The organism is Pantoea sp. BJ2, from assembly GCF_040255075.1.
Classification (GTDB): domain Bacteria; phylum Pseudomonadota; class Gammaproteobacteria; order Enterobacterales; family Enterobacteriaceae; genus Pantoea; species Pantoea leporis.
Genome location: NZ_CP158292.1, coordinates 3399555 through 3413050, shown reverse-complemented (window position 1 = coordinate 3413050; position 13496 = coordinate 3399555). Strand labels below are relative to the sequence as shown.

At 49.7% G+C, this 13496-nt stretch carries 9 protein-coding genes; 7 read left to right on the top strand and 2 right to left on the bottom strand.

All coding sequences use genetic code 11. The features are described 5' to 3' along the window. The first annotated feature begins 72 nt into the window (after positions 1–72). From AAF463_RS15735 to AAF463_RS15705, 7 genes are all read left to right on the top strand, one after another. A complete protein-coding gene (locus AAF463_RS15735; RefSeq protein ID WP_350261079.1) occupies positions 73–1524 on the top strand; it encodes a TolC family outer membrane protein in 1452 nt (483 codons plus the stop codon). Further along, complete coding sequence (locus AAF463_RS15730) at positions 1521–3692, top strand: type I secretion system permease/ATPase (RefSeq protein WP_350261078.1); 2172 nt, start codon at positions 1521–1523, stop codon at positions 3690–3692. The genes AAF463_RS15735 and AAF463_RS15730 overlap by 4 nt, the downstream gene beginning before the upstream one ends. Then, positions 3689–4915, top strand: coding sequence for an HlyD family type I secretion periplasmic adaptor subunit (locus tag AAF463_RS15725; protein ID WP_350261077.1), 1227 nt, complete (start codon positions 3689–3691; stop codon positions 4913–4915). Before AAF463_RS15730 ends, AAF463_RS15725 begins: the two co-directional genes overlap by 4 nt. Positions 4916–5404: 489 nt before the next feature. Beyond that, positions 5405–6553: a capsule biosynthesis protein gene (locus AAF463_RS15720; RefSeq protein ID WP_350261076.1), complete on the top strand. Its 1149-nt coding sequence runs from the start codon at positions 5405–5407 to the stop codon at positions 6551–6553. Positions 6554–6576: 23 nt separating this feature from the next. Beyond that, positions 6577–8253 carry a polysaccharide biosynthesis/export family protein gene (locus AAF463_RS15715; RefSeq protein WP_350261075.1) on the top strand — a complete coding sequence of 559 codons (1677 nt, stop codon included), beginning with the start codon at positions 6577–6579 and terminating at the stop codon, positions 8251–8253. A gap of 12 nt (positions 8254–8265) precedes the next feature. Continuing rightward, positions 8266–10296: a capsular polysaccharide biosynthesis protein gene (locus AAF463_RS15710; RefSeq protein ID WP_350262003.1), complete on the top strand. Its 2031-nt coding sequence runs from the start codon at positions 8266–8268 to the stop codon at positions 10294–10296. A 3-nt stretch (positions 10297–10299) separates the two neighbouring features. Then, the gene (locus AAF463_RS15705; protein ID WP_350261074.1) at positions 10300–11526 is read left to right on the top strand and encodes a capsular biosynthesis protein; all 1227 of its coding nucleotides are present in this window, start codon (positions 10300–10302) and stop codon (positions 11524–11526) included. 98 nt (positions 11527–11624) lie between these two features. Here AAF463_RS15705 and AAF463_RS15700 read toward each other — a convergent pair whose 3' ends face one another. Both AAF463_RS15700 and AAF463_RS15695 read right to left on the bottom strand, forming a co-directional pair. Further along, positions 11625–12266, bottom strand: coding sequence for an acyltransferase (locus AAF463_RS15700; protein ID WP_158238600.1), 642 nt, complete (start codon positions 12264–12266; stop codon positions 11625–11627). 84 nt (positions 12267–12350) lie between these two features. Further along, positions 12351–13469: a Stealth CR1 domain-containing protein gene (locus AAF463_RS15695; protein ID WP_350261073.1), complete on the bottom strand. Its 1119-nt coding sequence runs from the start codon at positions 13467–13469 to the stop codon at positions 12351–12353. Positions 13470–13496: the final 27 nt, after the last annotated feature.

The following is a 13496-nucleotide window of genomic DNA, read 5'->3' as shown; positions in this document are numbered from 1 at the left end:
GCTCTGTGATGCAGGGATGCAGTTAGGGCGCAGGGATGTGCCCCTTTCTCTTTATTGACTGGTGGACTATCGATGGAACTGATGCACTCAGGCGCAACTTTTCGCCGTTCGTTTAAGCTCAGCGTTCTCTGTGCGGGCATGGCTTTACTTTACAGTTCTCCACTTTTAGCGGCCAGTGACGCGTTAACCCGGGCGGGGCACATCACCTCAGCAGGTTTAGCGCAACAGCAAGAACTGCCTTCATTAACCGGTGAAGTGGCGGAACCCGCCCTCGCCAACGTCCCCGACTTTCTCACCATCAACCAGGCGGTGCAGCGCGCCATTCAGTGGCATCCCGATATCGCTCAGGCAGTAGGAAAAATGCTGGAGCAGGCTAATCAGGTTGATGTGGCGAAAGCCAAATACTATCCACAAATCAGTGCCGGCATGAACAACGGCTACAGCAATGCTTACAGCGAAAAGGGCTTCAGCCCGTCTTTTGTGCTGTCGGTTTCACAGATGTTGTATGACTTCGGCAAGGTCAGCAGTTCAGTGCGTTCCGCCGAAGCGGGCGTGGCGCAGGAGCAGGCCAACGTGCTGGTGAGCATTGATACCGTGGCGCACGATACCGCCGCGGCGCTGGTGGAAGTGCAGGGTTATCAGCAACTGGTCAAAATTGCGCGTGAGCAGCTCACGGCGTTGAGTAAGATTGGCGATCTGGCGCGCCAGCGTAATGAAGAGGGCGCGGCGTCGCTTTCGGATGCCACCCAAACCGATGCGCGTATCGAAGGCGCGCGTACCACCCTAACGCAGTATCAAGCCAACCTCGACCGCTGGCGCGCCACGCTGGCAACCTATCTTGGCTGGCCGCTGGTGAAAAAGGTCAGCGACGATTTTCCCACTAAACTCACCCAGTCCTGTCAGGTGGCGAAAGCCGATGACAAGCTCAATCCGTCGGTGCTGGCGGCCTGGGCGCAGGCCAATCAGGCGCAGGCCAAACTCGATAATGCTAACGCGCAAAACATGCCAACCATCTCGCTGGAACCGCAGGTGACGCATTATATCAATAATCACTATTCCGGCAGCGAATCGCTGGATCGCACCCAATATTCGGCGTTTGTGAAAGTAGAAATGCCGCTCTATCAGGGCGGCGGCATCACCGCCAGCCGGGACGCGGCCGCCAATGCATTGCAGGCCGCCAATGCGGCCGTCAACTCGGCGCGACTTAAAGCGCGTCAGCAGCTAAGCGAGTCGCAGAACGCGTCGCAAAGCCTGGCGCTCAGCCTGGCGATCATGGGACGGCAACAGACGCTGGGCGAGAAAACCCAGTCGCTCTATCAGGATCAGTATCTGCAACTCGGCACGCGTCCGCTGCTGGACGTGCTCAACGCCGAGCAGGAAGTGTTCCAGACCCGTTTCACATTGCAGCAAACCATCAGCCAGTTACGCTCACTGCAGCTCGATTGCCTCTACAGCACCGGGCATATGCGGTCGGCGTTTGCTTTGAATAATCAGCGGATCCAGTCCGTGGAGATCCAGCCATGACGCAATTACAGATTCCCGACGCGCCCGATAGCGCGTCCGGGGGAAACGTGCCCTTACACGGATGGGCCACCGCAATCATCCTGATTGCCAGCCATTATCGCTTGCCCTGTTCGCCGGGCATGATCATGGCCGCTGCCGAATGGCAGGGCAAACAGTCGCGCGATAAAGCGTTACGCCATCTGGCGCGCCAGGCCGGTTTATCGCTGCAATTATATGAAGAGAATAAGTGGGAGATCACCAGCTGGCGCTTGCCGCTGGCGATCGAGCTGGCCGACGGTCAGGTGGGCGTTATCACCCAGTTTGATGGCGACGATGAAGTGCGGGTGCATTTTGCCGGTGATGAACAGCCAGCACCAATTGCGCTGGAGACGTTGCTGCCGGAAATCCGCTTTGCCGCCGCGCTGCGTCCGGTTACCGCCGCCAAAGATAGCCGCGTCGATCGCTATCTCGCCACGGTAAAACCGGATTGGCTGCGCCGTCTGGTGCTGCACGATCTGCGGCCGTACGGCTACGTGATGCTCGGATCCTTCCTGATCAACCTGCTGGCGCTGGTCGGCATTATCTTCTCAATGCAGGTGTACGATCGGGTGATTCCGGCGCAGTCCTATCCCACGCTGTATGTGCTGTATATCGGCGTGATCATCTCGGTGGTGTTCACTTATATTCTGCGCGTTGGGCGCGATCACGTGACCGATCTGCTGGGCAAGCGTGCCGATATGCGCGTCTCCGATCGGGTATTTGGTCACGCGCTGCGGCTGCGTAACAGCGCGGTGCCGCGTTCGACCGGCACCTTTATCTCGCAGTTGCGCGAGCTGGAGGCGATCCGCGAAATGGTCACGTCCACGACGGTCACCTCGATTGTCGATATGCCGTTCTTCCTGCTGTTCATGCTGGTGATGGCGATTATTGCGCCGCAGCTGGCATGGATTGCGCCGGTGGCGGTGCTGCTGATGATCCTGCCGGGCGTGCTGAGCCAGAAGAAGCTGGCGAAGCTGGCGCAGCAGAACCTGAAAGAGTCGACGCTGCGTAATGCGGTGCTGGTGGAGAGCGTGCAAGGGCTGGAAGATATTAAGCTGATGCAGGCGGAAGATCGCTTCCTGCAACAGTGGAACAGCTACATTCGCATTACCGCGCAATCCGGCGTGGAGATGCGCAAAGTGATGCACTCGCTGATTACCTGGGGCGTGACGGTGCAGGGTTTGGTATACGCCAGCGTGATTGTGATCGGTGCGCCGATGGTGATCAACGGCGATATCACCACCGGTGCGATTGTGGCGGCATCGCTGCTCTCCTCGCGCATGATTGCGCCGATGGCGACGCTGTGTGGCGTGCTGGCGCGCTGGCAGCAGGTGAAAGCGGCGAAAGGCAGCCTCGATGCGCTGATGAATTTGCCGGTGGAAAACAGCAAAGACGAAACGCGGATCCACACGCCGGTGCTGTTTGGTCACTATCAGTTCACCGACGCAATGTTCCGTTACTACACCGATTCGATGAACATCGCGCTGCGCATTAAAAGCCTGACCATCAAACCGGGCGAGCGTATTGCGGTGCTGGGACGCAACGGTTCGGGTAAATCGACCTTGCTGCAGGCGATGATTGGCGGCATCGATCTGGTCGGCGGTGAACTGCGGCTGGATAACCTCAGCCTGCCGCACATTGATGTGGCCGATGTGCGGCGTAACGTTGGCCTGCTAACGCAAAATGCGCGGCTGTTCCACGGCACGCTGCGCGAGAATCTCACCATGGGCGCGGCGCACGCCACCGATGATGCGATCTTTGGCGCGCTCACCGTCAGCGGCGGCGCAGATTTCATTCGTCGTCTGCCGCTCGGCCTCGACCATCCGATCATGGAAGGCGGCGTTGGGCTTTCGGGCGGACAGCGTCAGTCGCTGCTGCTGGCGCGCATGCTGCTGCGCGATCCCAACATCATCCTGCTGGATGAACCGACGGCGGCGCTCGACGATCACACCGAGAAAGAGTTTATCGAACGTCTCGGTCAGTGGCTCAACGGGCGCACCTTGATCGTGGCGACGCACCGTGCGGCGATCCTCGCGCTAGTGGATCGTGTGCTGGTGCTGAAAGAGGGACAACTGGTGATGGACAGCCCGAAAGAGAACGCCTTGCCGGCACCGCGTGCTAACGGCAACCTGCCGGAGGCGCAATCATGATCAAACAATTACCGGCAAGACTGCGCTTAGTGACGGCGGCAGAAGTGGATTCTTCCGACGATCTGCTCGGCGAGCTGCGATCAGAAACCCATTACACCGGCGCGGTGCGGCTGATCGTCATCAGCACCGCACTGATCCTCGTTGCGGTGATCTGGGCCTGGTTTGGCGTGCTGGATGAAGTCTCAACCGGCACCGGCAAAGTGATTCCCAGCTCGCGCGATCAGGTGCTGCAATCGCTGGAAGGCGGCATCCTCACCGAGCTGTATGCGCACGAAGGCGATCAGGTGCAGGCCGGGCAAGTGGTGGCGCGCCTCGATGCCACGCGCTCGCAATCCAACGTCGGCGAAAGTGCGGCACGCTATCGTGCGGCATTGGCTGCCGCCGCGCGCCTCAATGCGGAAGTGAACGATCAGCCGCTGAGTTTCCCGGCAGAGTTGAATAAGTTTCCCGATCTGATGGCGTCAGAAACGCGGCTGTATAAAACCCGCCGCGCACAGCTCACTGATGCGACTGCGCAGTTTAAAGAGTCGCTGGCGCTGGCTAACCGCGAGCTGGCCATCACGCAGCGTCTGGCCAAAACCGGTGCCGCCAGTAGCGTGGAAGTGCTGCGTTTGCAGCGCGATAAATCAGATCTGGAGCTGAAACTCACCGATATGCGTTCGCAATATTACGTGCAGGCGCGTGAGGAGCTGGCGAAAGCCAACGCCGAAGCCGACAGCATGGCGCAAGTGGTGAAAGGGCGTGAAGACACGGTGACGCGACTGACCATCCGTTCGCCGATGCGCGGCATCGTAAAAAACATCAAAGTCTCCACCGTGGGCGGCGTGGTCCCACCGAATGGCGAGCTGATGAACATTGTGCCGATGAACGATCGTCTGCTGATTGAAGCGCGTTTGTCACCGCGCGATATCGCCTTTATCCGTCCCGGCCAGCGGGCGGTGGTGAAGATCTCGGCGTATGACTACGCCATTTATGGCGGCCTGAACGGCGTGGTGGAGAGCATCTCGCCAGATACCATTCAGGATGAGGTGAAACCGGAAATTTACTATTACCGCGTGTTTATCCGCACCGATAACGACTACGTGCAGAATAAAGCCGGTAAGCGCTTCTCCATCAGTCCCGGCATGGTTTCTACCGTGGATATTAAAACCGGAGAGAAGACGGTGATGGATTATCTGATTAAGCCGTTTAACAAAGCGCAAGAGGCGATGCGCGAACGCTAATTGGAACGGTATAACGCGTTAGTTTAAAACCGCTGTTTTCCTCAGGAAACGGCGGTTTTTTATTTGGGTGATTGATGAGGGCACCATGAAGTTTCGGCAACTATTACACGAACCGTTAAATATCAAATCCCGCACTCATATAATTAATTATAGCAAGAAATGTCTTGAGCTGGCTTGTTATTAGAGAAAAGGGGTTCCCGAAGTGAACGATAACAAGCCGTTTCTCAAAGGCGCTAAGTGCGCTTAACGCTAAGCTGAGCGCTTTGATACGTTACGCATATGAAATTATGAACAAATCAATGTGGTTTTATTTTCGAGCGCGGGAAGACGGACGCGGTACTTTTCTTTAATACGCTGCAATTCGTCACCAAAAAACATCCCGAAATATTAGATTTTCCTCGAGGGCGGCAGGGTTATTAATGCGCAGAGCCGCAGGCCGAACCTCAATGATGTGCTACGGCACGCTTATGAATATTTGATGATTGCTTCATGTTAATAAAAGAGAATTCTACCTTATCAAAGTTTGAAAAAAGATTGGGCGTTGTTTCTTTCGCCAATCTTAAACAGCACCTCGGAAAAGCGATCATTTTTCTCCCAATGACGTTGCTGATTATTTATCTGGCAATATTCAGTCAGCCGCGTTTTGTGAGCGAATCCAAAGTCGCGATTAAACGCTCAGATGATCTTGCCAGCAATAGCGTGAATTTTGGCTTGTTGTTGGGGGCGATTAATCCCAGTTCGGTGGAAGATGCACTCTACTTAAAGGAGTACATCAATTCGCCGGATATGCTGGCAGTGCTAGATAAACAACTTAATTTCCGTCAAGCCTTCAGCCAAAGCGGGCTGGATTTCTTGCACCATCTGTCTCCAGATGAAACTGCCGAAAAATTCCTGCGTTATTATCGTGAACGTCTCAGCGTAACGTATGACGATAAAGCGGGATTGCTGGCTATTCGCACGCAAGGCTTTACGCCGGAGTTTGCCCTTAACTTTAATAAAGCGGTGCTGAAAGAGTCCGAACGCTTCATTAATGAGTTGTCGCACCGTATTGCGCGTGATCAGCTGACCTTTGCGGAAAAGGAGATGGAAAAGTCCCGCTCACGCCTGAATAACAGTAAATCCGAGCTGCTGGCGTATCAGAACAGCAACAATGTGCTGGATCCTGAAGCGCAAGCGTTAGCAGCCAGTTCACTGGTTAACACGCTGATGGGCCAGAAGATCCAGATGGAAGCGGAGCTGCGTACTCTGCTGACCTATCTGCGTGATGACGCTGCGCAAGTTGTCAGCGTACGTAACGCCATTGCCTCAATGCAGGCGCAGATCGAAAACGAGAAAGGCAAAATCACCGCGCCGCAGGGCGACAAACTTAACCGCATGGCGGTGGAGTTTGAAGAGATTAGATCGCGTGTCACCTTTGATAATGAGCTTTACAAGCTTGCGCTGACCTCTATCGAAAAAACACGCGTGGAAGCCGCTCGCAAACTGAAAGTGCTTTCGGTGATCAGTTCACCGCAGCAGCCGCAAGAGTCCACTTTCCCCAACATTCCGTATTTGATCGCCTGCTGGTTGCTGGTGTGCTGCTTAATGTTTGGCACCCTGAAACTGTTATTGGCAGTGATTGAAGATCATCGGGATTAATGCTGTCGCAGAATGAGTCTGTTATGAAAATTTTAAAATCATTTGTAATGATCGCAGCTTGCTTCACTGCGCAGGCCAATGCGGCCTTAAATATTAATTCTGATGCAAACTTAACCGGCGTTAAAACACAATCTTTGCTCAATTCGGCACCGGTAAATATCAGCAGCAATAACAGCGGATTTGATGATACGCCTGTGCCAGTTGCACCTGTGGTACTTAGCCGTATGTTTGGTGCCCAGCTGTTTAATGGCAATAGCGGAGAGAACGGGGCAAGCGTAGGTTTCAATCCCGGCTATATCCTGAATCCAGGAGATAGCATTCAGGTGCGTTTATGGGGCGCATTTACTTTTGACGGCGCGTTGCAGGTTGATCCCAAAGGCAACATTTTCCTGCCAAATGTGGGGCCGGTAAAAGTTGCTGGCATCAGTAACAGCCAGCTAAACGCGTTAATTACCAGCAAAGTGAAGCAGGTCTACCAAGCCAACGTCAGTGTGTATGCATCGCTATTACAGGCACAGCCTGTGAAAGTCTACGTCACCGGTTTTGTCCACAGCCCGGGTTTATATGGCGGCGTGACGTCGGATTCCCTATTGAACTATTTGATTAAAGCAGGCGGCGTTGATCCTGAACGTGGAAGTTACGTCGATATTGCAGTGAAACGTGGCAATAAAGTGCGATCCAATATCAACCTGTATGATTTTTTGCTTAACGGTAAATTGGGATTATCACAATTTGCCGATGGCGACACCATTGTGGTCGGGCCGCGTCAGCATACGTTCAATGTGCAAGGCGATGTATTCAATAGCTATAACTTTGAATTTCGCAACAGCACTATTCCTGTCACCGAAGCTTTGAGCTGGGCGCGAGTCAAACCGGGTGCGACGCATATTACTATTGTGCGCCAGCAAGGTTTAGCAAAGCGCAGCGAATATTATCCAATTCGCGAGGCGACCGGCCGCTTCCTGCAAGATGGTGACAGACTGATTGTGAGCACCGATCGCTATGCCAGCACGATTCAGGTCCGCGTTGAAGGCGCACACTCAGGTGAACACGCGATGGTACTGCCTTACGGATCCAACATGCAGGCGGTGTTGAAGCAGATTCGACCTAATAGTATGTCGCAGATGAGTGCCATCAAGCTGTATCGTCCCTCCGTGGCCTCCCGCCAGAAAGAGATGATGAACCTGGCGTTGCAGAAGTTAGAGGAAGCCTCGCTTTCTGCGCAATCATCCACCAAGGAAGAGGCTGGCCTCCGCTTCCAGGAAGCGCAATTGGTCAGCCGATTTGTGGCGAAAGCGCGTCAGGTCGTGCCAAAAGGTGAAGTCATTCTGAACGAGAAAAACCTCGCGGCCACCCTGCTGGAAGATGGTGATGTGATTAGCATTCCTCAGAAAACCTCACTGGTGCTGGTACATGGTGAAGTGCTGTTCCCGAATGCAGTGAGCTGGGAGAAAGGCTTACGCGCGAAAGATTACATCGCCAAAAGTGGTGGCTTTACGCAGAAGTCCGGTAATGCGCGCGTCATCGTTATTCGCCAGAACGGCGCAGCCGAAGACGCGGAAGATGTCGGTGCGCTGAATCCAGGTGATGAGTTAATGGTGCTGCCGAAGTATGAATCGAAGAGCATCGAAGTGACGCGTGGCATTTCCACCATCCTGTATCAATTAGCCGTTGCGGCGAAAGTGGTTCTTACGCTGTAAGGGTGCATCGTGATGATTGGTATATTCTCTTCGGGCATCTGGCGAATTCCATTTTTGCGTAATTTCCTGGCCCAGCCGTGCCAGAAATTATCGCTGCAACGGCCTGTCGCCGATGCCGTGACCACCATTGCAGTGTGGGGATATCGTCCCAATACACGTCAGCCAGTGGCGTGGGCGCGTGGTGTAGGAAAATCAGTGCTGCGACTGGAAGATGGCTATATCCGCTCGCTGGATCTTGGCGTTAATGGCGCGCCACCTTTTTCACTGGTGCTGGATAGATTGGGGATCTATTACGATGCTAACCGGCCCAGCGAGTTAGAGAAGATGATCCAGGAAAGAGAAGTTAATCAACGGCTTGCCGATGACGCCAAACGAGCAATGAGCATCATCGTTGAGCAAGATTTATCGAAATATAATCAGGCCCCGGCTTTTATTGCAGGAGCATGTGCAACCAGCAATGTAGTATTAGTTATTGACCAAACGCTAGGTGACATGTCCGTAACCTATGGCAATGCGGGGCCGAATAATTTTGTCCTGATGTTAGAGGCGGCGATGCGGGAAAATCCTGGTGCCGTGGTCTGGATAAAGGTCCATCCGGACGTACTACAAGGCAAGAAGTCGGGATATTACCACTCCTTCCAATCCACGCATCATATACATCTCATGGCTGATGATGTGAGCCCACAATCTCTGTTGCGGCATGTCTCACGTGTCTATGTCATGACTTCGCAGTATGGATTTGAAGCATTGATGGCAGGTAAACCGGTGACGTGCTTTGGCCAACCCTGGTATGCCGGTTGGGGATTGACCGACGATCGCCATCCACAAGCTAAGCAGCTAAGTGAACGGCGTGGCAACGCTACGCTTGAGCAACTGTTTGCGGCGGCCTACTTGCGCTATAGCCGCTATATTCACCCGTTGACCGGCGAGCCCGCAACGCTGTTTGATGTTTTGCATTGGATCCAATTGCAACGCAACTATCAGCTACCACGTATCGGACACCTTTGGGCGCCGGGTTTATCGATGTGGAAATACACCATCCTTAAACCGTTTTTGCGTACCGCTACCAATACGCTGAGTTTTTCAAAAAGTAATAAGCTGGCTACCGCGTGTGTGGTGTGGGGAATTGCTGGCGAGCAGCGTTGGTTGGAAAAAGCGCAAGCCCAACAATTACCTGTTTGGCGGATGGAAGATGGTTTTTTACGCTCTTCGGGCCTGGGTTCAGATCTTATGCCGCCGTTGTCCTTGGTATTGGATAAACGTGGTATTTATTACGATGCCACGCGACCCAGTGATTTAGAGGTGTTGCTCAATGAAAGTGAATTAACCGATGCTCAATGTTCGCGGGCGAGGAAGGTTCATCATCGACTCGTAAATAACAGAATCAGTAAATACAATCTTGGAGTTGATTTTACTTTGCCAGCCGATTCAAAAGGGAAACGTGTATTATTGGTGCCAGGTCAGGTAGAAAATGATGCATCTATTCAGACCAGCACCTTTACAATCTGTACTAATCGGGATTTGTTACGAACCGTACGGGAGCGTAATCCTGCGGCATACATTATTTACAAGCCACATCCAGATGTAGTAGTAGGCAACCGCAAAGGGCATATTACTGATAGAGAAATTAATCAATATGCTGATTATCAGGCGCTGGATGCAGACATTATTCAATGTATTCAGGTTTCCAATGAAGTACATACGATGACATCGCTTTCAGGATTCGAAGCTTTATTGCATGGCAAACGCGTGTACTGCTACGGCATGCCATTCTATGCTGGATGGGGATTAACATATGACGAGCATGATTGTTTCCGCCGAGTGAAACAATTAGGCCTTTACGATTTGATCTATCAAGCATTAATTGCCTATCCGACTTACATTCATCCGTTACGACTGGATGCTATTTCAGTAGAAGAAGCCATTGAAATTCTCATCAATACGCCACGAGCAAATATGGTGATTGATAAAAATTGGCGAGACAGACTTATGCGGATGGGAAAAAAGTTATCAATGTTTATTAAGGTTAAATTAGCATTTTAAACCATGAGTGAAGCTATTAAAAAGCTGCTAAAAGGAAAGCAGTTCCTATTGTTGCAAGGGCCAATGGGACCTTTCTTTAATGACATGGCTTATTGGCTGGAGTCATTAGGGCGTGAAGCCGTGAATGTCGTATTCAACGGCGGCGACCGCTTCTATTGCCGTAAACGTAAATACCTCGCGTTCATGCAAACAGAAAAGGAGTTTTCAGCTTGGCTCAACCAAGTTAAGCGGGATTATGACTTTGATACGATTTTGTGCTTTGGCGATTGCCGGACGCTGCATAAGGTAGCGAAGGGCTGGGCGCATACGCAAGGGGTAAGATTTTTCGTATTCGAAGAAGGATATCTGCGACCAAATTTTATTACGCTCGAGGAGGGCGGTGTCAATGGCAACTCTTCATTGCCGCGCGATGCTGAGTTCTATCGACAGCTACTGGCGCAGCCAGCAGCGAAAATAGAGGCATGTTATCCATCTAAAATCCGCAGGATGGCGCATGCCAGTTGGTATTACTTCATTAGCTGGTATTATCGACATACCTTTGACCAATATTGTCACCATAAACCATTTTCACCTTGGCGCGAAGCCACATATTGGTTTCGTGCTGGGTGGCGCAAGACATTATATCAGTTTAAGCAGAGATATATACTTAATAGATTAACGATTGAGCTAGATCAACGCTATTACCTGGCGATTTTACAGGTTTATAATGACAGCCAAATAGAGCATCATAGCCCTTATAATGATGTGCGGGATTATATCTATGAGGTAATGTGCTCCTTTGCGCAGCATGCACCAGCGGATACTTATCTGGTGATTAAACATCATCCAATGGATTGTGGGCATCGCAATTACGCAGCGCTGATCAATGAGCTCTGCAAGCGTTTAAATATTATAGATAGAGTAGTTTATATTCATGACCTCCCTTTGCGGGAATTAATTTTACATGCTCAAGGTGTGGTTACGATCAACAGCACCGCAGGGATTTTAGCGTTGATGCATGGTAAGCGGATAAAAGTGATGGGAGAGGCATTGTACGACATTCGAGGAGTAACGTTTCAGTCGGGTTTGGATTTTTTTTGGCGGGATCAATTTACTATAGATGATTATTTGTTCAAAAATTTTATGTCACATTTGACCTGCCAGACGCAAGTTAATATCCATTATTACCAATGGAACGTTTTTTCGAGTAAAGTTTGGAGTGAATTAGAAGACGTGCAAAACTTTAAATGAGCTCAATTTCAGCGTTGTTAATTAACGCCATGCTGACACTCAAGCGCAGCATGGTTCGTCAATTGCGGGTTCCCATTGAATATTTACTCTATTTTAGTTTAGTAAGGTTCTGCTGGCAGGAAGTCCATAGGAATGAGTGCGCGCTGCCACCTGACGTTTTCTCTGATTATTTTTGCAGGAATACCAACGGCTAAACTTCCGGGCGGAATGGTTTTTGTCACTAATGCTCTGGAGCCAATTATACTATTCTTTCCAATCGTAATGCCTTTTTGAATTGTGACATTCTCACCCAGCCATACTGAATCCTCAATGACGATACATTTGGCAGGATTTATTCTTTCTCCAGTCATATCATCAATGATTGAATGCCAATCTGTCGTAGACATCGTTATGTCAGAGAAAAGGCAATCCTTGCCTATGATGATTGATGCGCCTTCAGTAGCAACAATAAGTACATGACGATTCATTGCTGTTTGATCTCCGATTTCAATTTTAGATCCAGCACCAATAAAGTAACGTCCGCGAATGTAGGTTTTTTTACCAACTTTCCATACACCGTTACCATTTTCCATATTAATAGATACATTATTTAATATGCATCCTTCGCTGAAAGTAATGCTGGAGTTCTTACCTGATTGGAAATTTAGACTGAAATCACCTAAAACTTTTTCGGGTTTACCTATAACAACATTCCCTGCTGCAATGAAGCTTGCAATCTGTTTCTCATAACTATCATTCATAACAACGTTGTTCCTATTCATTTTAAGTGTTTTTCGATTGCAATCACTATAAAGAAGCTTTGTCATTCTTTTTACGTCATGACTTTACGAGATAAAAAATGATGATAGAAATTCATTCAATCTTTCACTGTAACCATCATGATTAAATTCATTAGAGCTAAAGTCATTCGCACAAAATGAATGTGGGAGATTATTGTCTTTTTTGCCATTAATAAGCGCTCGATAGAAACTGCCTGATGCAGGAGAGCGGATGTTAAAATAAAAACAGATGTCCAGATTCGGCGCGGATTTGCCCAGAATATATTGATGATAAGGAACGAGGAAGGTAGCAACATTTAAGTCATTCTTCGCTCTGAATTTGTTTTTGGAAAATGCAGCGATTTCATGTTGAAACATAGACGCACTTTCTTCAAAAACAGATTTAATCAAAGGTACATACGTATGAGTCAGTGTATTGTCAAATCGAACAGCAAAGTTTGATTCGAAGATATCGTTACAATTCTGACATGCTGATAACGTTGCTGTTGTTCTTTCTTCCCCTGGAGAATATGAAGTACTTTTGTTGCTAACAAATAAACTCGCTATCCCATTTGACTTGAAGAAATGCTCAGGGTTGTTTTTTTGAGCAACAAAGAAGTCATCGTTAAAGTAAATAAAGTGTTCTGATAATCCCTTGATTTTGTGTAGGTAGGCTTCAACTACATGTGAGTTAAATGTGGGCAGATATTGTTGTGGAATGATTTCGGAATGATCAACTAACACCACTCTATCCTTGAGGCTATCTGGAATTAATGGTTTTTGATTGTCAGTGACTATAAATATCCTGTTTACCCACGATATGTTTTTTTCAATACTGAGTAGAGAGTAATAGAGTTCATTATGGTTACTGAATCTCGATTCTTCAGTTGCATAAAGTGCATATGATATGTCTGCATTGCTGTGCAGCCTTTTTTTTTGCAACCATGCTGAATCATTTGCATCGACCCAAGTGTATACAACATCGATTTTGAAAGCAGGTTTGAAGGAAGCTATTGAGTTTTGTAAAGCACTAACAATAATACCTTCTGTTGCATTGATTATATTGTTGTGATTTAAAACCAAAGGGTGTCGTTTTAATAGGTAATCTCTAAAAAAGAGTATTGGTGCTCTTTTTAATTTCCTGAATTTTCTAAGGGAAATAGTTAGCATCTTATTGGGTTTCATTTTTAAAATTAATCCGCCCTGTATTTT

Bases quoted from the DNA above. Each gene is read 5' to 3' on its own strand.
- AAF463_RS15700 (WP_158238600.1), bottom strand. From the start codon at position 12,266: ATGAATGATAGTTATGAGAAACAGATTGCAAGCTTCATTGCAGCAGGG.
- AAF463_RS15705 (WP_350261074.1), top strand. From the start codon at position 10,300: ATGAGTGAAGCTATTAAAAAGCTGCTAAAAGGAAAGCAGTTCCTATTG.
- AAF463_RS15720 (WP_350261076.1), top strand. From the start codon at position 5,405: ATGTTAATAAAAGAGAATTCTACCTTATCAAAGTTTGAAAAAAGATTG.
- AAF463_RS15710 (WP_350262003.1), top strand. From the start codon at position 8,266: ATGATTGGTATATTCTCTTCGGGCATCTGGCGAATTCCATTTTTGCGT.
- AAF463_RS15715 (WP_350261075.1), top strand. From the start codon at position 6,577: ATGAAAATTTTAAAATCATTTGTAATGATCGCAGCTTGCTTCACTGCG.
- AAF463_RS15725 (WP_350261077.1), top strand. From the start codon at position 3,689: ATGATCAAACAATTACCGGCAAGACTGCGCTTAGTGACGGCGGCAGAA.
- AAF463_RS15730 (WP_350261078.1), top strand. From the start codon at position 1,521: ATGACGCAATTACAGATTCCCGACGCGCCCGATAGCGCGTCCGGGGGA.
- AAF463_RS15735 (WP_350261079.1), top strand. From the start codon at position 73: ATGGAACTGATGCACTCAGGCGCAACTTTTCGCCGTTCGTTTAAGCTC.
- AAF463_RS15695 (WP_350261073.1), bottom strand. From the start codon at position 13,469: ATGAAACCCAATAAGATGCTAACTATTTCCCTTAGAAAATTCAGGAAA.